This is a genomic window from Acinetobacter sp. LipI_15 (assembly GCF_058242865.1).
In genome coordinates, this window is the sequence record NZ_JBZAYN010000002.1 from 1 (window position 1) to 24,528 (window position 24,528).

Here is a 24,528-nt window from a genome sequence, read left to right on the forward strand (position 1 = left end):
ATACAAAACTAAAAATGGGAGCTTTAAGCTCCCATTTTTGCTGAGTTTTTCAATTTTTAGGTAGTAGCCTAGGCTTCAATAAATTACGCACCTAAACGCATTAACTTTTCTTGAATCGCATCACTGACAAAGGCATTTAGAGAATTACTTGATGCTAAAACCGCCTTACGGTGCAATTCAGGGCTAATACGGACATTAAAAGTGCCTTTGAATGGTTGATCAGGAGATTTTCCTAGTTCAGCACATGATTCTAAATAGCCGTCTACAGATTCCTGAAAAGCTTTCTCAAGGGCTTTTAAAGTTTCCGCTTCATAGGTGATAAGATCACGAATAAAAGCAAGTTTTCCAAATAACTCACCTGTTTCAAGATCAGGCTCAATTGTTCCGAGATAACCTTTGTATTTTAAATAGCTCATAAAAATCCCTCCTGCTTGAGTGCCTGTTTTACAGCTTTCAATGCCCCACCTTTGATTTCATTTTCAGGGTGTGGTCTATGCAGTAAAATCATATGTTCAGTTTTTTCATTAAAAAACCGAACACGAGAGCCTGCCATTTCAAATTTTTCATAGCCGAGCTGGCTCAGTAAAACGACTAAATCTTTATATGGAAACGTATTTTTTGAATTTCCAAATTTTTCCAATAACTTTTCCGTTTTACCCATATTTTAGCCCTACTCAGTTACGACTAAGTATAGTCCCCTGAAATTAAAAAATGCAACTGAATTTAGTTGCATTTCATATAACAACCATTATGTTAAATGGAATATAAAAAACAGTTGACATAAATACATTGTGTGCAATTATATTGCACACAATGTATTTATTTAAAGGTAATCAAAATGAGTAATCTTTATTCTACCCAGGTTAAAGCAATCGGTGGACGTTCAGGAAATATTCGTAGTGAAGATGGTATCTTAGAACTAAAATTGGCTTTGCCAAAAGAATTAGGTGGTAAAGGTGATGCAACGAATCCTGAACAATTATTTGCAGCTGGCTATGCTGCATGCTTTGGAAATGCAGTGATCCATGTAACTCGTAGCAATAAAGAATATAAAATCCGTGATAACGATGTAGAGGTCCTGAGTACTGTTGGAATGGTTGCTAATGGCAATGGTGGATTTGCCTTGACAGTACACTTAGATGTCACACTTTCAGGTATTTCACAAGCTGATGCAGAGAAAATCGTGGAACAAACGCATCAAGTATGTCCTTATTCCAATGCTATTCGAGGTAATATACAGGTGTCTACCACTGTCTATACCAAATAAAAAGCTATGTCCAAGAATCAGCTTTGCTTAGATGAGCAACTATGTTTTCCTATTTATGCTGCATCTAATTTAATCGTAAAAGCTTATCGCCCTTTTCTTACACCTCTCGGACTCACTTATCCTCAATATTTAGTGATGTTGGTTTTGTGGGAAAAAGAATGTGTAAGTGTGGGTGATCTTGGACAAATTTTACATCTTGATAGTGGAACATTAACCCCACTATTAAAAAGAATGGAGACATCTGGTCTAATTAATCGATCACGTGATCCTAATGATGAAAGACGAGTTCTTATTTCATTAAAAGATAAAGGGCGAGACTTATCTGCTGAAGCAGAAAAGATTCCTAAAGAGCTTACCAAGAACATTGAGTTTGATAACTTAAATCAATTACGAGATGAATTAAAAGTATTAGTTAATCTATTATCAGAAAGAATTTGAGACCTCTTAATATCTGATAATGGAAGCCTGTTTACTTTCAAGAATCAATTAGTTTTTCTAAAATAAACATAATACACCTTATACGAAGTCAAAAAAATATATCTATATGATAATTAATGAAATTGTAATAACTATTCATAATGACCATTATGTAAAATGGATATGATAGAAGTGTACTAGTGAGTACACTTCTATCATAAAAAAGAGAGCTGCTAGCTCTCTTTTTTATGTTTTATTCAAAATGAAGTTGATATTTATCCGTCGTAATCTTGATCTTGAGGTTCTTATATTTTCGTTTTGTGGCACTCAGGGCTGAATCTGTCACTTCTGCATAAAATTTAGGGTCATTCATTAGATCATTAAATAGTTTATATCCAATCAATAACTTACTAGATTTTTTCTTTTCCTTTAGATCATTTTCAATCAACTGATCCAATTCTTTTACAGAAAAACTATGCATATTACCCTCTATAGTATCTTTCTGATAAAACAGCATACAGACTTAGCAAGAGGATTTAAAGCTTATTAGATAATTGATATTTATGAAATTGTGAGAAAGATAATATATTAGATTTATCTATTTAAGTTAAGTTTTTCTAAAAATAACATAATACACCTTATACGAAATACTTGATATTTATCATTAAATTTCAGTATATTAGATCAAGCCGTTGTGGGGCATAGGGTACCAGAGCGGCTTTTTATTGATTATTTATGTTCCACGCTTAAAATTCGAACAATGTTTCATGATTTTTATAAGTTAAACTAAATTTAGTTGCCAATCCCAATAAGCTATTCACTAACTTGTAAATATCGGTATACCGCCTGACGACTAATCCCAAAAGCTTTTCCTAATGCCATTTTTGATGGATACTTCCCTTCCCTCCATGCTTGTCGTAAAGCTTCAGCTTGGTCAGGCTTTAGTTTATGCACCCGACCTTTGTACTTCCCCTGAGCAGAGGCGAGTTTTATTCCTTCCTTTTGCCGCTCTAAAATTATCTCACGTTCGAACTGTGCAAAAGCACCCATCAATTGCAGCATCAAATTATCCATCGGGGTGGATTCGGCCGTAAAAGTAATATTTTCTTTTACAAACTGGATGGCAATCCCTCGTTTGACCAGTTTATCTACTTCAGTGACCAAATCTTTCAGGCTTCGCGCAAAACGATCCATGGAATGTACAATCACCCTGTCCCCTTCCCGGACATAGTTCAACATTTCCTGAAATTTAGGTCGGTCAGTATTTTTACCTGAAGCACGGTCAACAAAAATCCGGTCGACTTCAATTCCCTCAAGTTGACGTCCAGTGTTTTGCTCGACAGAACTTACCCGGATATACCCTACTTTTTGGCCTTTCAATTTTTCACGCCCCAATTGGATAAAAATGAACAATTTCGTAAATTATAAATCCTTAATACTAAAGTTACATGTTATTTATGATTAAAAATCATTTAAATGATACATAATTTCATGAACTTTCAGATTGTAACTTTAGGGTATACCCTATTTTTACATATAAAAATAACACTTCTTACTTTTATAAACAAGCTTATAAAAAGTAAGTTATCTAGAATTGGGATTAGGTAAAGAATCTAACTAAATTCATGAAATATTGAACGAATAGTGGTCTCCGACAAACCCGGTACGGTTCAGTTTGTGGAGGGTGGTTCAATAAGCAGCACACCATTCTTGTGTGCTAATTCCTGATGCATTTGCTGTGCAGCAGGAATTAGTCCACCATGTTTCGCAATATATTCTGCCTTTCTTTGCATGAACTCTGCTTCTCTTTGTTGAGCTCGCTCTATTGATTCATCAGGCTGTTGTTGCGGTTGTATCCCCTTATAATTATAGAGACCGACACCACAAAGAAGCAGAATAAAAAAAGCGATTTGTTTTTTAAGAACTTTATTCACTTGTGCTCATCTCTATAAAATACCATCGCTTGTCCAAGCAGGAAAATTCCATTCTTTTTAAGAAAAATGACTCTGTTATCTTATTCATCAATATATTGATATTGTTAAATATTTACAGAGCCATTTCCTTATCATCTTAAAATACGACTACATTCAATCCACTCCCAGCCCCTTAAACACAGCATCCACCGGATCTGCATAGAAACTGGTCTGGAACTTGGTAAACAGTTCCACAGGAATCGTAGGGATATCTGCCGCACTACTCATTGGCAAAGCAACCTTCTTGGCACCAGCATCAAAAGCAACTTGCAGACATTCGGCAATACTTTCCACCGGAGTCACAGAACCACCCAAACTCATATCACCCAGTACCACCATCTGACTTTGTACCGATCGTCCTAACAGGCCAGAAGCGAAAGCCACTAAACTTGGTAAGGCAAGATGGCTGAGCGGCCCGGTATTCTGTAATTCAACCACATGTAAGTGGAAGTCATGTTCCAGCACCTTACTGCCACCCGAAATCCGGGATGCATTGGCCTTGAAGTAATCAAAAGCAATCTTGACCTGTTCTTTGGCACTGCTTGAGTTCCATAAGCCAGATGTCGCCAACTTTCCTGAACCTTTAGTGACTTGAAGTTCTAAGCGGTATAAGCCTGGCATGCCCTTATTACTGAGGCCAATGGTATACAGGAAACCTGGTTTAGCAGGACCTTCAGGAATCAGTCCACCTCCCCCCTGCTCTTTTACCGATACAAAATGTTCTTCTAAGGTATCATTATCGATATAGCTGAAATGCACATCATAGAATTCCATCCCTCCAATTTTCTTCAGCTGTTCTTTGACCCGACGGCGCACCTGCAGCGCATATTCCAAGCATTGCCGTACATCTTCTTTATTAAACTGACCGTGTGGGTAGAGCAACTTCATCAATCCAGAAACCGTCTTGCGAACGGCAATCACATCGCGCTGATTCAGGTTATTTCCGAGTTTGAAGTACTTCTCAATGGCATCCGCAAAACTACGCTTACGCATTTCCCGGAAGAATTCAGCCAGATAATCAACGATTAGACCATAACGGTTGGTGAAGAACTCCGGACGCATTTTTGGAATTTCCCAACCCGGGATATAGGCATGAAAGCGATCAAAGAATGCTGAATCGATCATTGCTTCAGGGAAAGGTGCCAATAGATGGCTGGTTTTGACCAGGGATTCAACACTTTGGTTAATATTACCCACAAAAACCATCGAAGCTGAGGCTTCCATCTGTTCACGACCACGGGCAAAAGATCCTGAGGCCATGTAGTCTTTCATGATCTGAACGCCATCTTTATCCTTAAAGGAAATACCGGCAACTTCATCAAAGGCCACCACATCCCACAACCCCACCAGACCAATACGGCGGCTACTCATGTTATAGAACAGATTGGCGACAGTGGTTTGCCCACCTGAAACTAGAATACTATTCGGTGAACACTCTTTGTAAATATGGCTTTTCCCGGTACCGCGTGGTCCAAGTTCACAGACGTTATAGTTATTTTCAACGAACGGAACCATACGCGCTAATAGGTGCCATTGCACGTCCTCTTTTAACGAAGCCGGTTCCATGCCGATCGAACGGATTAAACTCTCGCGCCACTGATCAGTGCTTAATGCTGCTCTGCCACTGAAAAGTTCATCCATATTCATATTCGGCATTTGAATCGGCTTGAGTAAACTCACCCCAAATGGAGAATTGGTTTGTCCTTCTTCAAAATAGTAACTGAGCGTAGCAATGACCCAGATACCACCAACAAGTAATTTTTCATACTCTTTGACGATGCCTGCCGAGATTTCGGCATCTTTGATGCCCAGATTACTAAATGATGCTTCGTATTTGTCTTTACGCTCATTCAGCTTTACAGTCACCCGATCAATGACCTTATAACTGCCCCGTTCACGGACCAGGGATTTCACCTTCTCGGCTTCATCCGGTCGGACGTAGTTCTCAGCCAGTACGGTCTTTACGTTACGTAGTCCCTGTTCAATGATCTCTGGATCATCCGAAGCACAGTACATCCCTAGCAGGTATTCGAGTACATAGACCGGGACATTGGCCCCTTCTTTGATCAGTTTAGTTAGATCCTTGCGTACCACCCGCCCAGCAAAGTGTTCATTCAGCAGCTGATCCAGTTCTTTATCGTTAGCAGATTCCATGTAGGCTACGCTCTATCGTTAATTCGTTATTAGAAGAAGTCATCGGTAAATGCCAAATCAATGGTGACCTTATAGCGTTGCATCTCGATATTCAGGTCTTTGTCCTTCAGTACCAGGAAGTAATCTTTCTTACGGTCAAAATCAGTGCCAGACAATGACAGCCTGACCTGCTTGACCCGATCGGCAACAGAGTCTGTACTGCTATCAAAAGTCAAAGTTTCTTCACTGGAAACTTTGAGATCCCCATCATAAATGGCAATGGATAAAGTCACTGGCATGACCAGCTCACTGACAGCTTCAGTTTGCATCAAATCAAACTTCTGGATGTTATTGACCATCTTCAGCGTGGATTTGGTAGAAATGACCTCAACTTTACGCTTGGTGCGCTGTCCAGCCTTTTCACCACGTAGCTGTTTTACAGTCAATACCGGCACCACAATTTCCTGAGGCATGATGCCGCCATGCACGAAACGTGAGCCTCCTACAAAATGGAAACGGTTCGCCCCTTTTGGAATCCAAAAATCAGTCGCAGATAATGTGCCTGCCGTAGCTTGGGTTGAGCCTTTCCAGGCTTCCTTGCTCTCTGGTAAACCATGCCCAATCACATAGCGTTTTTTGCTCTTCAATGTATTGGTAGGTTTTTCAGTCAAGCTTGAACGATCCGCAGATTCCAGTTTACTTTGCTGGAACAGGAAGCCATGGTCGGCTGTAATCAACAGGGTAGAAATATTGAAGTGCATTAAGATTTTGCGGCTGAGTTCGGTCAGCTCTTCAATGGCATGTTCTACCGCCATAAAGGTTTCTGATTCTGTCGAGGCGCTGTCACCGCGTGCATCAATCACGTTGTGATAAACGTAAATCAGCTCATGGTCTTTCAGCGCTTCACGGCCTTCATCACGCGACCAGCCTTTTACCATTTCAGCGGTGACTGCCAGACCATTATAGGCCGCCAGAATTTTGGATCGTGCTGCAGTACCCTTGCTGGATTGTCCATCTACTAAAACATCATCCCCTGCGGCCTCTTTGTACTCCAAAGTTTGATGCGGCAACAACGAGGCCATGCCAAGTGTGGTGTAACTGGGTACAACACCCAGCTGTGAAGACAAGGTCGCTTCAGAATAACGCTTTTCATTGATACGATCACGCAATTCTACCGCAGCTTCATAGCGGAAAGCATCACTGATAATTACCACAATACGGCGTTTCGTTGCAGAACTGAGTAAGGATCTGACGTGAGTATCGTAGAAGTTCTGCTGATTTGGGATATCTGCCACTTTCCAAACATTCAAGCGTTGCTCAGCTTCAACCCGCTCTCCCCAGTTACGTGCCAAGTGGTCAATAAACCAGTAGGAATAGCAATTTTCGACTTCTTCATCGAGTTTTTTCAGGATATCGACATGAGCGCGTTGAGAAGCAGCACTGTAGTGGCGATAGGCCATATCAAAGCGATACAACTCTTGCTCGTAGGCTTTATACAAGGCTTCGCTAGAGTCGAAATAGAAACCGGCATCAAACAGCAGTCGCAGGCTGAACAGCTCAATCGCTGCCTGCAACGCTGTATAGACGGTACGGTATTTACGGCGGGTTGCATCGTCCTTATGTTTGGACGCCCAATAGCCATCCAGACGGGTAGAAATAATCGTTCTGAAATGTTCCAGTTCAGCTTTGGCTGCTGCAGGGATATGACTGGCCAAATCAACAATGATCTTTTGTTCAATCACTTCAAAAGTCATGACATCGAGCAGCTGCTCCAAATCAAAAGCCCCGACCTTTTCTTGGATCCGCAGTGCATTGGCCACGGTCTGGGAGAGTGTATCGAAGGTTGGGTAGTATTTGGAGCTGTCTCTCCAGCACGACAAAAAGGCTCTAGCTGTTGCACGTGAACTGACAGATGACATCACCAGTTCTTGAGCCCATAGCGGTATATCGCCCAGGCTTTCACAGAAACCTGTGCTCATCAAACGGATAAAGAACGTACCGAGCTTGAATGGTGCTTCCCCATTCAATTCTTCAACCGATGCTGGATAACCAATTTCCGCCTGTAATGCGGTGACTAAAGCTGGCACCAGTTGGAATTTTTCCAGTTCAGCAAAGGATTCCGGATTGACTTCCAGAGCCAGGTTCTGCTGTACCATTTCATCTGCCAGTGCCAGAACGATATGCATAAGTTCGGCACTGTCGGCCTTGACCACAGCTGCAATCATGGCCATATCCAGATTCTGTTCATCTGCATCAGACTGAATATAGCGTTTCAAGGTGCTCAGACGGGCTTTGGCTTTAAGGAATTCTTCACGTTTGGCCAGATGTTCTCTTAGACTCTGCTGCTGTAAACCCAGCTCATTGAAAATAATCGAGAAACGATCGGCATAGAAGCTGCGTGAATACAGCTTGATATCCAGTAACCAGTCTTTTTCGGTCTCAGGCTCTGGGCTTGGGAAATACAGCAAGTATTTGCCCTGCTGATCCTCAAGTTCCAGTTTAAGCTTAATCGCAAGGCTGGATTCTTCTGCCATATTCAGAATCTGGACATCATTTAGCTCTAGGGCTTTGATTTCTTCAGTAAATGACTGTTCTGCATCATACCAAAAGACAATTCGGTTCTGTTCAGTATAAAAGGCTTGTTCCAGGCCTTGTTGAAGTTGACTTAAGTTCATGCAACCACCTCTGCATGATCTAGTGTGGAAGAAAAGCTATTCATCACTTTTCCCCCGTCACAGCTTTCACTTCAGCCAACAAGTCCCCAAACTTACCGTAGTTCACTTTCACCCCATCATCTAGATCCAGTGATATACGCTGATCGGCATAGTGACGCAGTTTTTCCTCAAAGCTACTCAGTTCAGCCTGTTGTTTATGTAAGTTCTGTAATTCTTTCTCTTTACGTTTAATTTCAGCAGCTGAATCACTGTTTTCGATTTCACTTTGCAAAGAATTAACCATCGCTGCCATTTTTGAAATCAGTGGCATCACGTATTCGGTACGCATACGTGCCAAAGTACTTTCGTTATAGCGGTGCAAGTATACCAACGCCTGGAAAGCGCCTTGTTTACCACTGCTAAACAACCAGTAGATCGGTCGCTTTTTATAGGTCTGCATGTGGTCTTTATAGAACTTGCTTGCTAAGTAACGGCGGATTGTATCTTCAGCGGTTTCATTGGCTTTTTTGTCCAAGCTTTCTGCCAACCACAGCATATTAGCGTCTAGTGTGTCTTTACCCCAAACCGCAGTTAAGAACTCTCGAATACGGTGTGTAGCATCGTCTTCAAACCAGTGCATTTCGGTCAGTGGAATAATACCGTCTGCATCGGCTGGGAATGTTTGATAACGGTTGGCATCAAAGTCTTGATTGCCTGCATGGGCATAGATCAGACCTGGTTCGTCCAAGCTATAACGCCCCATCATGCAACCAAGTGCATAAGACACTAAACGCTGGCTGTCTTTTTCACGGTTGGCACGGGTGAGCGTGATTTGCGCATCAGGAACTTCTGGAGTCAGTTCATCCTGTAAACCATAAGCGTCAATAAACAGCTTATTGTTTTCTTCTTCCAGACGTTTCATTTCAGCCACGGCATCAGCATTTTGCTGTTGCCATGCATTAAACGCTTGTTCTAGATTTAGCTGCTGAGTACGAATAACTGTATTTTGAGTAAAATCCCATGAAGTTTCGTAGGAATCCCAGTTAAATTTAGCTAAATTTACTGCTTTACAAGCATTTATTTGGACATTGTCTGCGACTAGAACTGGAATCTTATTAACATCACCTGTAGTGAAATTTAAAGTTGGGCATAAATCTTTAGCAATCATTCTGCCTAACTTAGAGTTCAATGATGCTGATAACTTCATCCAACTAAATTCATCATTCTTAGAAAAAATCGCGGACCCTCCTTGGTCAAACAAGAACCCAGAAGGTAAATACCTGACGCTAAATCCACCTGATGTAACTACAGTCCAAGTTAGACCCTCTTGGAAATATTTTTCAGAATTCCTTAAATTAGCTTTATTTTCACGTAGTTGCTTTCCATTTTCTTCATAATTAATAAAATAGTCATGATTACCATACCATTTACGATATTCTCCCCCTTTAGCTAATGGAAACCATTTTTTCCCTCCTAATATTGAACTTTTATTTATACTAATTTCTTGCCACATTCGTAAAAAGTAATCTATAGAACCATTGGTATCTAATCCCTTTACAGCCCTATCATTAAGTAAGTTACATTTTTCGAATAACTTATAGCTCCACGATTCCACCCAATACGCCACTGGACTACCTGGAATTTTCTTAAAATCATCTGGTTTTGCTGTTTTTAGTCGCTCATTTTGTACAGGGAAATGTTTGGGAACCCCATTTTCATTTAAATCATTATTTTCACAATAGGAAAAACTACCCGAATAATTCCTTATATGGTTATTTATCATGACTGTAGCAGCTGTACCAAAGGCAATTCCCATTACCCCATTGCCCATATGCACCATACAAGACAAAGTCCGATCCTGTAGCAACTTTTCACGCATTGCTTCATAAGACGACAAGAACATCCAACTTTGCATGGTGACCATGCTATTAAAGCCACTGTCCTTACACCAGTTAAAACCACGTTCAATAAACATGGCAAACAAATCTGACTTGCTGTCTGGGAATTGCTTTTTGGCAAAATCTTTAAGTGCTGTATTCATGCCCTTACCACCCATATAAGGCGGGTTGGCAATGACAGCATCATATTGTTTAGCGAGTAATTTAACTTGTTGTAATAAAGGTAATAATTCTTGTGCTGATTGCTGCGAAAAAATATCCCCTGATTCTACTGCTGTATTTAGCTTTGTTTCTAAATCAGACAGTTTCTTAGCGAATGCTTCAGGGATTTGAATCAAAGAACCAAAGGTCGAGGCATGTTCAAACAAGTCCAGCAGCTCTTTTAAATCAGCCTGAGCAATACCGGTATTTGCCAAATCCTGATTCAATGCGTCTAAACGTTCAGGTTGACTATCTTGCAGTGCAATAATATTCAGCTTCGGTGGATTGCTAAATAAACGGCGGTCATCCTCACGTGCTTTCATCAATAGCGCAAAACTCGCCAATTGTGCCGCACGGGTATCAATATCAATGCCGTACAGGTTATTCTCCAGAATCAAACGTGGAATATCCCGGCTACGGTAACCACGTTCTAAATAAATCGCTTTTAAGCAGTCATAAGCTTCCACCAGAATATGCCCCGAACCACAAGCTGGATCGAGTACCGTAATGCTTTCAGGGTTTAAAGTATCGCCATCTTCACTGATCCTCACATCAATCAGCTGTTTCAGCTGTGCATTGACTTCGTCGCTTTGCTCAACTGGCTGAATATAGTATTCCCACTCACTGGCAAGCGTACTATCCGGCTGTGCCATCATCCATAGACAACCGACACTATTCTGTACCAGGTATTTCACAATCCAGTTCGGGGTGAAGAGTTGCGTCGCTGCAGGAATATCCTCACTCTTGACGACTTTACCAATCACCTGGTCTTTCTTTTCAGAAATATAGAATTGATATAACCAGCCAATAATCTGCACATCCGACCAATCTTCTTCCGGAATACTGGTCACTAAATCACGTATCAAAGAGTCGGTTTTGGTCAGGTTATCCGGTAACAGTAGTTCAGACTCATCCGACACCTGTTCGAACAGGAGTGGCATGACTTGATTCAACGCATGACATTGAGCCAGTAACAGCTCACGATACAGCTCTTCGTCTTTATTGCCATCCAGCTTAAGCTCAGCCACACGGCTAGCATCTAAACCCGGTAGGTCGATATCCAGACATTCTTCCAAAATCTGTGGCAAGCCGGCACTGCCATCAGCACTACTCAACACACGGCGGCCATGATCGAGTAAGCCTTTGCATTCCATGTAGCGAATCGCACAGAGACGGTTAAACCAGCTGTAAGCGATATAATCAATCGTCTGCTCAAAACTGCTGGTTTGAATGCGTTTGATCAGCTTCTCACGTGGTTTCATGACTGAGAGTGGAAAAACCTGATCGCCAATCAGCAGCAAGTCGCCTTTCTGTTCAGCCGGTAAAATGCTGTCTGCGGTGATGCCATACTTGGCGGCCTGCTTGCGCATGGCTGCGATAAAATCATTTCGTGCTTGCGGTGCGTATTTTTTAATATTACTGGTATTCATCTTTAAACCTTTAATTAATGACTGATGCTGATATCCCTAACCCAAGTTAGCGGATACGCACACGCTTTTTATCACTCACAATTTTTTTCAATTCAGCTTTAAGTGCGTCTACAAACTGATCCACTGATTCTTCTGTTTCCAGATAGACACTGCTGGAGGTTTTGCTGTAAATGCTAGCAACATCAACTTCTACCACTGGTTTCGGTGGCACTACGGCGATTGCGGGCTTTACAGGACTCGCAGCAGGTGCTGATGTAGCTGGGCTGGAGGTGGTTGCAGTGTTGGTTACACTCTCGGCTTTGCTCTGAGCCAGTTGTGCCGCTTTGGCCTGACGCTGGATTTCCGCCTCAACTTCGCTTTCCAACTCATACAAGGCTTCATCAAAACGCTCGACGCTGGTTTGGGTTTGCAGCATATAGATGGTGGACAGGCTAGTTTCCACTTCAATATCCGTTTTCAGCAGTTGTAGTGGGCGTAATAGCTTGTTACTCAGCTCAGCGGTAGCGATGCCACTGTTTTTAATCTCGGCTTCCAGCTGCTTGATCTTGTCATCAATGTGTTCTATCGCCTGGTTGCGCTTCTCAGTCAGCAATTGCTCATTGACGCTTTCCACTGTGCGAACCAAATCAGCCACTTTATTTAACAGGCCATAGGGCGATTCAAGGGTGGCAATACGATGTAATTCGGAGAGGGCTTTTTTTGCCACCTCATCACTGCCCAATGCCTGTTTGTTCTTCTCAAAATGACGTAAGGCCTGTTGCAGTTGTTGCCAGCTCGGCATCTGGTTACTAAAGAATTCATGAATATCACGGTAGTCTTCTTCCAGATCCAGATAGTCGTCCTTGTTCTCAACCACGGCCTTAAAGAAATCGAAGCTGTCGCTATTGGCCAGCAGACGTTCCAAAGTCAGAATCGACTTTTCAATCACTTTCTTACCCGGGAACTGCCCGACATCAGTTTTACTCTTATACGACTTAAAGTTGGCTAACCAGTTTTTAAAATGTTGGGTATAGAATTCAAACAGCTCTTTTTCTGTCGCTGGTCCCATGGCCGAGAATAGGTCTTGGGTCAGTTGGCGTGCCTGTTTCAACACCTGATCATCAGTCTGGCGTTTTTTAATGATCGACACATCACGGCGACGGCGGCTGTTTTGTAAAGGCTCAAAGGCATCTTTTAACTGTAAGCTGCCGCCATTTAGCTGCAGTGAAACCCGCCCCATTGCCGCCAACTGCCCCACCAGCAGTAAAATCTCGGCATCCGGCCAGCCATAAGGACGTTTGGCAAAACGATCTATCACATCTGAGACTAGAATACGCTCTGTACCAGTGGCCCGTAGTGCAATGTACTGCTCCACTTCCTGTAGGGCTTTCGGATTGCTCTGTCCGCCATCCAGAGACAATCCGAGCTGCGCCATATCATCCACAGTCAAGACGGCGTTCAGTTCACGCCAGGCATCCTGCTGATAGACCTGCAAATAGCTCAGTTTGGTATAGGTGTTTTCCAGCAAATAACGACAAGCCTCATCCAGCTTGGTGGTTGGACTTGAAGATGAAAGTTGTAGATGTTGACCCAAGGCATAACTTTCCGCGTCCAGCAATATTTCTTCGACCCGGGCACGCAGGCGTTTTTTACGCTCCTGATTCTCACGACCACGGTCTGCCAGAATACGGGAAATATCGGACTGAGTGCCATCATCATTTAAGCGGATGAATTTATTGGTTTTCAGCCAGGTGCGCAGTTCATTAAAGAACTGTTTATCGTCTGCCAGTTTAAACAGCACTTGTCCTTCGGCCTGAGTACTTTTACCAATACAGTAAGCTTCAGTGTAGAGGTTGTATTCCGTATCCAGTGGAGAAATGATTTCAACTTTCAAATCGCTCTCATACTTGCCATCCAGGCTATGGCTATCTAGGAAACGACCAATCTGATAGTCCATCTTGTTGGCTTGATGGCGGTATTTGTTCTGATCGCGCAGTAAATCTTTAAAGATCAGATTGGCTAACTCTTTATTTTCTTCTGAAGCTGCTAAGTCAGTGGCTTTAATTTTGCGGGTAATGTCCCGCTCTTCATTGGTCAGGAACAGGAACTCATCACCATTGCGGGTAATCAGGCTCTCTTTTTCCAGACGCTGCAGGCTCTCTTCAATCCGCTTGCGCAATGCCAGCTTATCTTCATCAATTTTCTCAATCGACAAAGTCACCAGGTTATCCAATGTGCCTTTGATGATATCGACATAGCGGATCATGAACAGGGTACGCAGCATCTGCACATCAAAACCATCCAGGGTCTTATTCTGCCCTGCCTGGTCGATGGTACGCTTCACTGCTGTATCCAGGAAGCCTTCCACTGAAGTATAGAAGCGGTGGAAAGGAACCAGTGCCCCGACTTCATCTGTGGCAATCGCATTCGCGGCCATCTGGAACGCATCCAGCATGGACCGTTCACCATAGGCCAAGTGTGCACCGGTCGCACCGACTTTACGGATTTCTTCAAATACTTTTTGCACCAGCTGGAAATGGTACGGCGCAAAAGGATAGTTATGAATAAAACTTTCTGGCCCCTCATAGTTCTTGAGGGTTGGACCTGAACGGTCAAAGGTAATCTGATTTTTTAAGATATCGCCCTTTTGCTCAAACACCGATCTGAGCAATGCTTCTGCTTCTGGGGTTTTGCGTAATAAACGTTTCTGGATGACTTCATCGGTATTGGAACTGGACAGTGATAAACGGGTTTTAAAACGTCCAGCAATCTTGGAGAAGTCATTGGCTTTGGAAGAAGACATCTCACCTAAAACAGCATCGATGTCTGCCTGTGAGGTGACAATAATCCAGGCCCGACCTTTACAAATCGTACCCAGGTTTTCAGTAATGGTTTGCAGTGTCAGCATCAAGCGGGTATCGCTTCCAATAAACTGCCCCACTTCATCTACCAAGAACAACATGCGTTGCTGGGGTCCTTTGCTATCTAAGTATTCTTTCACCCACTGACAGAAGTTTTCAACCGAAACACTAAAGGTCTGCTCAGAATCTTCAAACCATTTATGCGCAGCTTCTGCTGATAAGTTGAGGGCTTGGGAAATTGCGGTTTCGACATCATCCTGATAGAACTGATAGCCGTCACGTTCTTCTAGCCAAGACATGCCGCTAGATTCTTCAAAAGCCTGTTTAAAGCGCTCATACACCCCTTTCTGGCTCAGGTGACGTTCCATATGTGCAATATGTGGATGGTCAGCACTAAAACCCTGATACTCGTTAAACACGCGTAAAAACACATTCAGAATCGGATTGCCGTCATCATTGGAGCTGGCTTTACTGTCTATATTAAATAGGATGACATCGGCATGATGACTAACCGCTTTACCAATATCCGCACGGATAAACGCATCCCGGATTTTGCTTTCATCAAAGAATTCTGCAGCACTGCGTTCGTTACCTTCCGCGTCACGTGCCACTTTATTGGCCAGAATATACGACAAGGTTTTCAGGAAATGTGATTTACCAGAACCAAAGAAACCTGAAATCCACACACCGACTCGGTTGGCAATCGAAGGATCGCTTAGATCTGTGCCATAAGACTGGAAAAAGTCACGAAAATGCTTTTCCAGCTCATTGGTGACCACGTATTCATCGAGTTCCTGATATACCGTGGTATTGTCATTCTGGTCTGCCTTGACCACCCCGTTTATTGCACGATCTAATGGCTTGTAAAAAAGTTCTTTAATGTTCATCTCAATCCATTCCCCCGAATTCTTATTTCTATTTGCCGTGTTTAAGGCACTAATCTGAATGCTCTGTAGTAATTGTTGCTTGGAATTTTTCCAAATAAACTCATCGCTTGACCGTCGTAATAGCCTGGGTAAAACAGCACCACTGGCTTATGCCCCAGTAACGAATGCAAACTATTCAATAAGTGATGGGCACGTAACAGTGGCCAAACCGACCCTACCCCAGTCATCAACACAATATCTTGCGCATTGGTGGCATATTTACTCACCAGATAAGGCGCGAACTTATCCATATGCAGTGGGCCCTTTAAGGCTTTGAGCAGCGCTTCATCGCCTTTGGCTTTTTGCATTTGAATGGCTTTATCGATGAAGTTACGCTCAGCCAGATAATCCACCACGGCTTGCAGCAGGTTGATATTCACCACCTTCAGCTGACTGTGTTTTTTCTCCAGCATCCCGTCTAGAAAATGCAGATATTCGCGCACTTTCAACTCATCTTCAGGTGCATAATCAAAAATCCAGAAGCCAATTTCATTGCCCAGTCCTTGCCCGGTGAGAAACTCGGTGGAAAGAATTCGCTCTGGAATCTGGTTCAGACGCTCATGTATTGTTTGACTCATTGCTGCCCCTCTACAACTAACGCGTCCATACCGACACTTCCATAGATCTTTTAATGCGTTGTTTATAATGTTCTTCCAACAGGCTACGCAGCTCTGCTCTGACGATCACGCGCTGCAACTCCAGCTTACGGGTACTTTTTAAGTAACCGGCTTCTGCCAGCATGCGAAACACCACCTGCCCCATTTTTTTCTTGCTGGACTCTTTCCAATCACAGATATCCGGATCACGTTGTGAGCGTTCATCCAGAAAATCTGACCAGATATAACTGTCCAAGTATTGCGCCTGGGAGATATAGGCATCCCTCATCACCGTTTCCATAAACTCAAGCAGCAACAGGTTGCGTTCCAGTGCGCCACAAAAAGCCACCTGGGTCGCCAGCTCATCATCCCCATCACGCAAAGCTTTCCAGAAATCAGGCTCTAAGCGCTCAAGACGCTTACGAATGGCAGTGGCGTTACGTTGGGCTGAAGCAGGCGTTCTTTTTTGCAGAATATTGTCAATCTGAATTGCCTGATGCCATTGTTCTGGAGTCGCTTCTCGTAATAACAGATCAGCGATCAGCCGGCTTTCACGCACCATCAGGGAGCCACCAATCAGGTCACTGTCATAATGAAATTGTTCTAACATGGCCAATCTCCTATGAGGCCTGATCAAACAGGTAAGACGACAGCTTTTCGATATCTGAGCGTTGTAGTACCAAGGGATATTTCAAGGCATCATCCGCCTCAGCCAGCGTGATCGCGGCCTGATATCGCTGCAAGGTATAGTGAGCCAGGGCTTTTTTCACCGGAATCTGTAATCTGCCATCAGGCATGCCGAAGTCTTTTTCGACCAGCACTTGTTGTGATGAGTTCAATTTTGGATTAGGGATCAGCGTCAGTACAATTTCTTCATTCCATTGCTGATCCTGAGCAGGGTCTACTGACTCAATCGCCACCACAACAGGTGTGCGATCAATCCTGGAGAGTAAAAAGTCCTTAAACTGCTTGCTCTGATGGCAATAGGCACGGACATGCCAGCGAAAACCGGTATACACCAGGGTGTGTGGGGAAATGATGCGTTCATGCCACTGCGGATTCTGCATCGAGGCATAAATCATTTTTAAAGTGTTTTGGTTTCGGCAGGCACGCAAAACTTCCCGAATCACTTCAGGACGTACACTGCGATCAGGTAATTGAACTGCTGCAAGATTCGGTTCTGGCATCGCTATCAGGGCATGCGATTCACTAACCAAGCCTGACAGCATATTGAGATATTCATTGATATGCGCTGTAGTCAGTACAGGCTGGAAGCTGGCTTTAGGCACATAACCCTTGACTGAGGGGTCATGAATCAAGGCATCGGGGTTATACAGCGTATTATAGCGCTTGATATCCGCAGAAGCCTGCTGTCGACTGAGCCCAAACCAGCTCATCAAACGATTGGTAACCAAACGACCTTCCCAGTAAGCAAGCAGCTCGATCGCTCGCATTCGTAGCAGGACTTCATGCTTATCTGTCGTCATATACCAATCAGTCAATAAATAGCAGCTTTAAGATTACCCTACAGCAAATATACAGTAAACATTTTTGACGGTATTTAAAGGTAGTATTGCAATCATCAGATAAAAAATATACTAGTATCCTGATGATAGCCGTCAAAGTACGATCTCTAGCAGATCATGGATCCTAGTATAGCGCGTGAATTGAGCTAAGTTTTAGAATGAGAGCAATATGGGTTTTAGATTTCGTAAAAGTATTAAATTATTCCCGGGTTTTAAAATTAATCTGACCCATAAAGGCATCAGCAGTGCCAGCATTGGCAAACCTGGTGCTTCTCTAAATATTGGGAAAAAAGGTACGCGAACCAGTGTCGGTATTCCAGGTACGGGACTATCTTACTCTAAACACCAGCCTTACTCTAAAAAGACCCGTGTTCCACAACCGACATCGCTAGAACACACGGAATATAATCCTCAGAATTTAGAACAACCGAAGACAAAGATCTGGCCTTGGATTATTTTTGGAATATTGTGTTTTATGGTGGGTGCCGTCATTTTTTAGCAAGAACAGCATTGTATTTTAATCAAAAAAAATGCCCAGATGGATGAATGGGCAAACTAAGGAATTAATATCCTTCAGAAACTCCAGCGCAATTCTCGCTACTTTCAGTAAGCGACTCTGGCTCAATCATGATGATCTGACTCAATCGAGTCGAGGTAAATCAATCCATCACAAATGGAGCAGAAATTATGCTTGATCACACTCTTGGTTAATGCTGAAAAGTCTTTGAGTTTTAATTAATAAATAAGAGTATCCATGTCTACCCTCAACTTTACTTATTTTCAGATAGCAACCAATCGAGAGCACTCATTTTTACAATACCATTATAATTCGCTTCAGTCCCTATCGTGTCTAAGGTAAGCAAATACTTGGGATACGAATCAGAAATTTTCTGTAATGGACGTAACTCTCGGCTGAGTGTCTCCTCATTGAGCGTTTCTAATGCCACCTGATAATAAGTTAAATTCTGTAAAGTATCGACAGCAACAAAATCAATTTCATATTCATCAACCCGCCCTACATAGACCGTATAACCTCGTCTGACAAGCTCAAGATAAATCACATTTTCTAAGATATGACCTTGATCAGCATTAGCATCAGGCAACATAATCCGGCGCAATCCGACATCAACTAAATAGTATTTTTCAGAGGATTGTAATAACTCACGCCCGCGTACTTTAAATTGTGCGGCACTATAAAATAACAAACTGTCCTGTAAGCCCTGAATATAGCGTTTCACTGTTTCAAATGAAATTTTAACCCCACTTGAAACAAAGGTATTTTTAATTTTATTGATGGAAATAGGTGAGCCTGTCACGCTTGCCAAATATCTTGCGACACGCTCGAGAGAATTAATATCGGCAGTATTCAAACGGGGAATAACATCTTTAAACATTACACTGGCATAGACCGCTTGCAAGTAATCATAAGTTTCCTGCTGGCTAGTCATGGCAAGCGTATAAGGGAAACTACTGCGCGTATACATGGCATACAAATCACGATTGGATAATTGTTGGATGATCGGATTATTTTCAATATGCCACTGTTTAAATTCTTGGAATGACAGAGGTAGAACATGTTGCTCGATATAGCGTCCTGTAAGTAAAGTCGCAAGTTCTCCACTTAGAAAGAATGCATTTGAGCCTGTAATATATAAATCGATATAATCCCGAACATATAAAGAGTCGACTACTTTCTCAAAATTTGTAACATGTTGTATTTCATCTAAAAAAACATAGTTTTTTTTACTTTTATCAACTTTGGACAATACATAATCATGTAGTTTACGGTAATCGGTGAGTTCTTCAAATTCCATAAATTCGAAGTTGATGGCAATGATGTTTTCGGCTTGTACACCCTGTGCTTTTAGGTCTTGTTGAAACATCGCCAATAAGGTGGATTTTCCAGAGCGACGCACACCTGAAAGTACTTTAATGACATCACGGTCTTGCCATGTATTCAGAAATTTTAAGTAGCCATCACGTCGAATATTAGCGCTTCTCATTATTTACACTTAGAATCTAAAGTTTTAATAAATTCTATCAAAGTTTAGAACCTAGATGTAAAAATATTCAATTTTAAAAAAATTTAAAGTTTAAGTGAAACATTCAAAGCTACTGTTGAAGCATGCAAACAGTAGATCTGATCAAAATCCAAATTCTGTCTTTTTGATTATTTTCCATGTTATGTTATTTCATTGATGCTACGAGTTAACTGCTATATAAATTAAGTGAAAAGTAAAAGGAATTAATATGTTAACTAGAGTGGAACTCATTTTTGTTGTGCTGATGGTCTCAGCCTTAATCCTCATTGCTTATGAAATGCTAAAAGGTTTATTTTAGGGCATCTATACAATTTTTGATCAAAAAAAAGCCCACAGAGGGAATCTATGGGCGAAACTAAGGACCTTGACGGTCATTCAGAAACTACAGCTAGTTTCTGGTTGTGATTCTAAAGTGAATTAAAAACAACCACATTGGCTGAATATATCAAAAGTTAAATCATTGATAAATTTTAGAAAATTAATTTACCCCCTCTGCTGCTCAATACAGTAATTCACCAAACAAATCCGCTCTAATCTCTTCCAGGCTCAGATCTGATTTCATCCTATTACAGATGGGATGAACTAGCAGGCCATTCTCTAGAACGCCTTGCCCACCTACGGCTTTGGCAATCCTATGATCCGATTCAGTAGAATCAAGATAGATCAATCCATCACAAATGAGGCAAAAGTTATGATTACCCACCAGAAAATTGTGCTTAAGCAGACTCTTGGTTAATGCCGAAAAGGCCTTTGGCTTTGACCGAGAAATTGGACTAATCGACTCCACATATCCCACCACATTCTTGACTACTGCATCATCATAACCACCCAAAAACCTTTCGACATAGAACTCGTTAAAGTTTATGTACTTGAAGGCCTTAGACATGGACAGAATAAAGGTATTCAGGCATTTCTCATCATCAAGATCAACATCCATTTCCAAGCTTAAGCAAATAAAGGCTTTATAGACAATTTGTAGCCGATCATAGCCCTTGATACCACTGCCGAACTTGCCGACCGTTTCGGTGGTCGCCACGGGGAAATTGGCGATCAAGAACTCAATACTACGGCGTACCCGGGTGAAGTCCTTGAAACTAATCGTTCGATGATGAATCTGCATGCGGCTTTCATGAATTTCATACACAATTGAAAACCATGCAAGAAAAGAAGTAATCTGAAAACGCTGATCCTTATAAAAATATAAGTATGGATGTAAGCCCAAACTCGGAACCCCAGCATTTTTTACAGGCGTCGCTATTCTGCAAAGAATAGTCAACAGATGCGACATTAGGTTTTCAACGCGCTCCCCCTGATTCAGACTCATAATATTATGAATCTGATCACCCGCAATGATATTCATCAGCTCATTGACCAAGCCAATTTTTTTGCCATGACTCATTTCATTGTCTAATAAAATGGTCGAAAAAAGTAGCTGGTGGATCCTCTCCCCTAACTCAATCAACTCATTTAAACGTGTATATTGGAGCTCTTCTAGGTTAGATTTATTGTCATTGATATAACAACAGGCATAGATCGCATAATACGCGTCACTACCGCGATTTCTTAGGTGATATTCCTCATATTTATCTAAACGTTTAGTATCTGAGTTAATCGATTGAAATACCCGTCGCGCATCTTCCGGAGTTCCCAGTACCTGCCTGAAACTGATTTTAATATCGCCTAATTTCGATTTTTTTTCTGCGAATTCGGCATCAGTACAAATTTTTTGAAAATCAGCGAGATCTCCTAAATAATTGCGGAGGTAACGAATATCTTGTTTTTGTGGATCATTGAAATTAGGTGATTGAGTGACTTGCTCATCCGCAAAATATCTATTAATCCACGCATAGATACAGGAAAGACGATGTGCTCCATCAATAATGTAAATATTGCCGTGTATATCTTTCCAATACAAAATGCATAAATTGATGTTTTGATCTTCTGTGCAATCCTCAATAAAGTTTGCAATTTCTTGCACGCTCCAACATTCCGTAGAACGCTGGTTATCCGCCTTAAATAAACATTTGATGATTGGATGCTTTTCAAAATCAGTCAGTGCCACTTCAAAATTGTCACGCTGCATTGAAGGTGACATTTCTTCTGGCAACATGACTTTACGCTGAATAATATTGGTCAATAGTCGTGTAGAACCCATTTCTTATTTTCTCCAGGCAACACTTTCCTACTTTCGCTCAAGTACGAAATTTGAAAATGTATATAGTTCGATTTGGTTAAAGCTGTGAATTAAATGACCGTCAATATCCAGTCAGCGCTAACAAAAGAGACCTAAGAGAAATGGGGGGATTAGATAATAAAATCTTCATGTTTAGTACCTGTAGTTTAGAATTAACTATCTACAACCATCTTTTCCACGAGATGGAGGTAGACCAAACAGGGGTGGAAATACCGCACTACAGAAGACGGCCAGTCATAGACTGCCCTGCCTGGCCTACCATAATGGCAAACTAAGCATAATAAGCACAAAAAACCGCTAAAGCGGTTTTAATGCTTCTGTAGTAATTTTCAGGTTTCCACGCCCGATTACAGATTTTGCTGTAACGTAATTATCATATGGGTATCTTTTTCTTTGGTCAAACCGAATTAGAATTTTTTTATTCATTTTTAAATAAAAAAATATAAATCGATAACATATGGATCAAATTGAAAGCAAAGAACAAATCAAAGTCGCTGATTCCTAGGCCCATTAGGTTGAACGATATATGCTTAGGCTATTTGCACAAGGAAGGATGCTATCTTAACGTGAAAGAGGACTCCACCCGACAGTCAGGGTAGAGGTGAATTTCACAGATTTTAACCTTGTTGGTTTTGAATATATGTTTTAATAATGTCCAAAGAAGCACCACCACACGACCCTGCAAAATATGAGCGTGACCACAAAACAGGTTTTGCATAACTACCACGTAAATCTAAAAACTCATTCCTCATTTTTCTGCTTGTTACTGATTTTAAGTTATTCACCAATTTACTAAGCTGAACTGTCGGTGGATACTGAATAAGCATGTGAATATGGTCAGCTTCACCATTACATTCCTTTAATTCCGCATCAAATTCTTTGCAAATTTCAGACACACACTCAGTAAAATATTTATGATGCAACTCACCTAAAATTTTCTTTCTGTACTTGGTAATAAATACTAAATGTACGTGTAAATTAAAGGCTGAATGTCGATTTTTATATATTTCAGTCATTGTTTGAATGCTTGTTTAATGCTAGTATTTATATATATTAACACATACACACTCATTTATGAAAATCAACAAAGCGTATAAATTTAGGCTTGAGCCTAATGCGGAACAGGAGCTTGTTTTAAACAAGTTGCTTGGCTCTGCACGTTTTGTTTGGAATCAAATATTAGCTCTCTCATTTGAGATGCTTGCTAATAATGAGCGAATCAATAAAGTTAATTTAGTTAATAAAATCCCTGAACTACGCAAAAAGCCTGAATGTGCTTTTTTAGAAAACAGTTCAAATGGTGTTTCACTTCAACAAAAAGTTCGTGATCTTGGCGATGCTTGGGCTAAATTCTTCGATAAAAAAGAACAAGCCAAGTTAAAACAAAAGCCTTTCAAGCCTAAAAAACCAAAATTCTTTAAATTAGCGGATGGCAGTGAAGTTCAACTTCGACCACTCATGCCACGATTTAAAAAGAAATCCGATGGTTATGATTCGATTCGTATTGTTCAGTTTGATAGATACTGTTGGGTTAAAGGCAATCAGGTTAAGTTGCCTAACGATATTGGTGTTGTGAAATTCAGAAAATCACAAGATATTTTAGGTGATATTAAAAACGTCACAATCTCAAAGCATGTTGGGAAGTGGTATATTTCTTTTGGTGTTGAAAGCACATTAGAAACCCCTATCCATCCATCAAAATCAGCCATTGGTGTTGATCTTGGCATCAAAAAATTGGTGACAACCTCAACAGGTCAGGTTTTCGACCCGATCAATAGTTTTAAAGCCAATCAAGTAAAGTTGGCTAGACTTCAACGCAAGATAAAAAAGAAAACAAAATTCAGCAAAAATTGGAAAAAACTTAATTTAAAAATTAACAAGTTACACCATCATATTGCCAATATTCGGCATGACTACTTACACAAAGTCACGACAACTCTCAGCAAAAACCACGCAATGATCGTAGTTGAGGACTTAAAAGTAGCCAATATGTCGAAGTCAGCAAGCGGAACAATTGAGAAAAAAGGAAAGAATGTGAAAGCCAAATCAGGCTTAAACAAATCAATCCTAGATCAAGGTTGGTCAATGCTTGTGGGTATGTTGGAGTACAAGCAACAATGGCGAGGTGGTTTACTCGTTAAAGTTGACCCCAAATATACAAGTCAGACTTGTAGTTCATGCGGTCATGTTGCAAAAGAAAATAGGCTCACTCAGGCAAAATTTGAGTGTATTGAGTGTGGCTTTAGTGAGAATGCGGATATAAACGCTTCTCGCAACATTTTGGCGGTGGGGCACACCGTTTTGTCTGTGGAGGGAAGATGCGGTAAAGGTCGCCCTACGAAGCAGAAAGCCAGCGAAATCCGTAAGGAAGTCGCCTAAGAGCATTTGCTTTTAGAATCCCCCACTTGAACATCGTGAAAGTGGTGGGAGT

The 24,528-nt window shown here is 41.4% G+C and carries 19 protein-coding genes and 1 pseudogene; 4 read left to right on the forward strand and 16 right to left on the reverse strand.

Annotated elements, in window-relative coordinates; all coding sequences use genetic code 11:
• Window positions 1-83: 83 nt before the first annotated feature.
• On the reverse strand, window positions 84-416 hold the full coding sequence (locus AC4CU0_RS15055; RefSeq protein ID WP_004812232.1) for a type II toxin-antitoxin system HicB family antitoxin: 333 nt from the start codon (window positions 414-416) through the stop codon (window positions 84-86).
• On the reverse strand, window positions 413-661 hold the full coding sequence (locus AC4CU0_RS15060; protein WP_004812233.1) for a type II toxin-antitoxin system HicA family toxin: 249 nt from the start codon (window positions 659-661) through the stop codon (window positions 413-415). Before AC4CU0_RS15060 ends, AC4CU0_RS15055 begins: the two co-directional genes overlap by 4 nt.
• Window positions 662-838: 177 nt before the next feature.
• Here AC4CU0_RS15060 and AC4CU0_RS15065 point away from each other — a divergent pair, with 177 nt between their 5' ends.
• Both AC4CU0_RS15065 and AC4CU0_RS15070 read left to right on the forward strand, forming a co-directional pair.
• Window positions 839-1,267 (forward strand): organic hydroperoxide resistance protein, encoded by a 429-nt coding sequence (locus tag AC4CU0_RS15065; RefSeq protein ID WP_004786455.1) that lies wholly within the window; start codon window positions 839-841, stop codon window positions 1,265-1,267.
• Between the two features lie 6 nt (window positions 1,268-1,273).
• Entirely contained in the window at window positions 1,274-1,705 is a 432-nt protein-coding gene (locus AC4CU0_RS15070) for a MarR family winged helix-turn-helix transcriptional regulator (RefSeq protein ID WP_000042163.1), read from the forward strand.
• A gap of 232 nt (window positions 1,706-1,937) precedes the next feature.
• Here AC4CU0_RS15070 and AC4CU0_RS15075 read toward each other — a convergent pair whose 3' ends face one another.
• The 10 genes from AC4CU0_RS15075 to AC4CU0_RS15120 form a co-directional block, all read right to left on the reverse strand.
• The gene (locus tag AC4CU0_RS15075; protein WP_004812234.1) at window positions 1,938-2,165 is read right to left on the reverse strand and encodes a hypothetical protein; all 228 of its coding nucleotides are present in this window, start codon (window positions 2,163-2,165) and stop codon (window positions 1,938-1,940) included.
• Window positions 2,166-2,497: 332 nt separating this feature from the next.
• Window positions 2,498-3,064, reverse strand: a complete 567-nt coding sequence (locus AC4CU0_RS15080; RefSeq protein WP_004282172.1) for a recombinase family protein — start codon at window positions 3,062-3,064, stop codon at window positions 2,498-2,500.
• A gap of 290 nt (window positions 3,065-3,354) precedes the next feature.
• Window positions 3,355-3,618 (reverse strand): hypothetical protein, encoded by a 264-nt coding sequence (locus AC4CU0_RS15085; RefSeq protein ID WP_490743539.1) that lies wholly within the window; start codon window positions 3,616-3,618, stop codon window positions 3,355-3,357.
• A gap of 153 nt (window positions 3,619-3,771) precedes the next feature.
• Window positions 3,772-5,811: a protease Lon-related BREX system protein BrxL gene (brxL, locus tag AC4CU0_RS15090; protein ID WP_034680344.1), complete on the reverse strand. Its 2,040-nt coding sequence runs from the start codon at window positions 5,809-5,811 to the stop codon at window positions 3,772-3,774.
• 29 nt (window positions 5,812-5,840) lie between these two features.
• The gene (gene pglZ, locus AC4CU0_RS15095; protein WP_490743540.1) at window positions 5,841-8,465 is read right to left on the reverse strand and encodes a BREX-1 system phosphatase PglZ type A; all 2,625 of its coding nucleotides are present in this window, start codon (window positions 8,463-8,465) and stop codon (window positions 5,841-5,843) included.
• Window positions 8,466-8,508: 43 nt separating this feature from the next.
• Window positions 8,509-11,973: a BREX-1 system adenine-specific DNA-methyltransferase PglX gene (pglX, locus tag AC4CU0_RS15100; protein WP_490743541.1), complete on the reverse strand. Its 3,465-nt coding sequence runs from the start codon at window positions 11,971-11,973 to the stop codon at window positions 8,509-8,511.
• A gap of 46 nt (window positions 11,974-12,019) precedes the next feature.
• Window positions 12,020-15,700: a BREX system P-loop protein BrxC gene (brxC, locus tag AC4CU0_RS15105; RefSeq protein WP_490743542.1), complete on the reverse strand. Its 3,681-nt coding sequence runs from the start codon at window positions 15,698-15,700 to the stop codon at window positions 12,020-12,022.
• A 41-nt stretch (window positions 15,701-15,741) separates the two neighbouring features.
• The gene (locus AC4CU0_RS15110) at window positions 15,742-16,317 is read right to left on the reverse strand and encodes a DUF1788 domain-containing protein (RefSeq protein WP_002010699.1); all 576 of its coding nucleotides are present in this window, start codon (window positions 16,315-16,317) and stop codon (window positions 15,742-15,744) included.
• A gap of 16 nt (window positions 16,318-16,333) precedes the next feature.
• On the reverse strand, window positions 16,334-16,945 hold the full coding sequence (locus AC4CU0_RS15115) for a DUF1819 family protein (RefSeq protein ID WP_121523422.1): 612 nt from the start codon (window positions 16,943-16,945) through the stop codon (window positions 16,334-16,336).
• A 10-nt stretch (window positions 16,946-16,955) separates the two neighbouring features.
• A complete protein-coding gene (locus AC4CU0_RS15120) occupies window positions 16,956-17,822 on the reverse strand; it encodes a helix-turn-helix transcriptional regulator (RefSeq protein ID WP_029574627.1) in 867 nt (288 codons plus the stop codon).
• Window positions 17,823-18,030: 208 nt separating this feature from the next.
• On the opposite strand from AC4CU0_RS15120, the gene AC4CU0_RS15125 reads away from it, so the two are divergent.
• The gene (locus tag AC4CU0_RS15125; protein WP_000506885.1) at window positions 18,031-18,360 is read left to right on the forward strand and encodes a DUF4236 domain-containing protein; all 330 of its coding nucleotides are present in this window, start codon (window positions 18,031-18,033) and stop codon (window positions 18,358-18,360) included.
• 131 nt (window positions 18,361-18,491) lie between these two features.
• Here AC4CU0_RS15125 and AC4CU0_RS15130 read toward each other — a convergent pair.
• The 4 genes and pseudogenes from AC4CU0_RS15130 to tnpA form a co-directional block, all read right to left on the reverse strand.
• Window positions 18,492-18,593 (reverse strand): annotated as a pseudogene (locus tag AC4CU0_RS15130) (HNH endonuclease signature motif containing protein); the annotation flags it as partial.
• Window positions 18,594-18,631: 38 nt separating this feature from the next.
• Complete coding sequence (locus tag AC4CU0_RS15135; protein WP_001255534.1) at window positions 18,632-19,864, reverse strand: ATP-binding protein; 1,233 nt, start codon at window positions 19,862-19,864, stop codon at window positions 18,632-18,634.
• 538 nt (window positions 19,865-20,402) lie between these two features.
• Window positions 20,403-22,058, reverse strand: a complete 1,656-nt coding sequence (locus AC4CU0_RS15140) for an HNH endonuclease signature motif containing protein (protein WP_180036179.1) — start codon at window positions 22,056-22,058, stop codon at window positions 20,403-20,405.
• Window positions 22,059-22,714: 656 nt separating this feature from the next.
• Window positions 22,715-23,113 (reverse strand): IS200/IS605 family transposase, encoded by a 399-nt coding sequence (tnpA, locus tag AC4CU0_RS15145; RefSeq protein WP_180036180.1) that lies wholly within the window; start codon window positions 23,111-23,113, stop codon window positions 22,715-22,717.
• Between the two features lie 58 nt (window positions 23,114-23,171).
• Between tnpA and AC4CU0_RS15150 the strand changes: the two genes are divergently transcribed.
• On the forward strand, window positions 23,172-24,476 hold the full coding sequence (locus tag AC4CU0_RS15150) for an RNA-guided endonuclease InsQ/TnpB family protein (protein WP_180036181.1): 1,305 nt from the start codon (window positions 23,172-23,174) through the stop codon (window positions 24,474-24,476).
• The last annotated feature ends 52 nt before the right edge of the window (window positions 24,477-24,528 follow it).

Excerpts from the sequence above, each read along its gene's own strand:
- AC4CU0_RS15055 (WP_004812232.1), bottom strand. The coding sequence starts at position 416 with ATGAGCTATTTAAAATACAAAGGTTATCTCGGAACAATTGAGCCTGAT.
- AC4CU0_RS15060 (WP_004812233.1), bottom strand. The coding sequence starts at position 661 with ATGGGTAAAACGGAAAAGTTATTGGAAAAATTTGGAAATTCAAAAAAT.
- AC4CU0_RS15065 (WP_004786455.1), top strand. The coding sequence starts at position 839 with ATGAGTAATCTTTATTCTACCCAGGTTAAAGCAATCGGTGGACGTTCA.
- AC4CU0_RS15070 (WP_000042163.1), top strand. The coding sequence starts at position 1,274 with ATGTCCAAGAATCAGCTTTGCTTAGATGAGCAACTATGTTTTCCTATT.
- AC4CU0_RS15075 (WP_004812234.1), bottom strand. The coding sequence starts at position 2,165 with ATGCATAGTTTTTCTGTAAAAGAATTGGATCAGTTGATTGAAAATGAT.
- brxL (WP_034680344.1), bottom strand. The coding sequence starts at position 5,811 with ATGGAATCTGCTAACGATAAAGAACTGGATCAGCTGCTGAATGAACAC.
- pglZ (WP_490743540.1), bottom strand. The coding sequence starts at position 8,465 with ATGAACTTAAGTCAACTTCAACAAGGCCTGGAACAAGCCTTTTATACT.
- pglX (WP_490743541.1), bottom strand. The coding sequence starts at position 11,973 with ATGAATACCAGTAATATTAAAAAATACGCACCGCAAGCACGAAATGAT.
- brxC (WP_490743542.1), bottom strand. The coding sequence starts at position 15,700 with ATGAACATTAAAGAACTTTTTTACAAGCCATTAGATCGTGCAATAAAC.
- AC4CU0_RS15110 (WP_002010699.1), bottom strand. The coding sequence starts at position 16,317 with ATGAGTCAAACAATACATGAGCGTCTGAACCAGATTCCAGAGCGAATT.
- AC4CU0_RS15115 (WP_121523422.1), bottom strand. The coding sequence starts at position 16,945 with ATGTTAGAACAATTTCATTATGACAGTGACCTGATTGGTGGCTCCCTG.
- AC4CU0_RS15120 (WP_029574627.1), bottom strand. The coding sequence starts at position 17,822 with ATGACGACAGATAAGCATGAAGTCCTGCTACGAATGCGAGCGATCGAG.
- AC4CU0_RS15125 (WP_000506885.1), top strand. The coding sequence starts at position 18,031 with ATGGGTTTTAGATTTCGTAAAAGTATTAAATTATTCCCGGGTTTTAAA.
- AC4CU0_RS15135 (WP_001255534.1), bottom strand. The coding sequence starts at position 19,864 with ATGAGAAGCGCTAATATTCGACGTGATGGCTACTTAAAATTTCTGAAT.
- AC4CU0_RS15140 (WP_180036179.1), bottom strand. The coding sequence starts at position 22,058 with ATGGGTTCTACACGACTATTGACCAATATTATTCAGCGTAAAGTCATG.
- tnpA (WP_180036180.1), bottom strand. The coding sequence starts at position 23,113 with ATGACTGAAATATATAAAAATCGACATTCAGCCTTTAATTTACACGTA.
- AC4CU0_RS15150 (WP_180036181.1), top strand. The coding sequence starts at position 23,172 with ATGAAAATCAACAAAGCGTATAAATTTAGGCTTGAGCCTAATGCGGAA.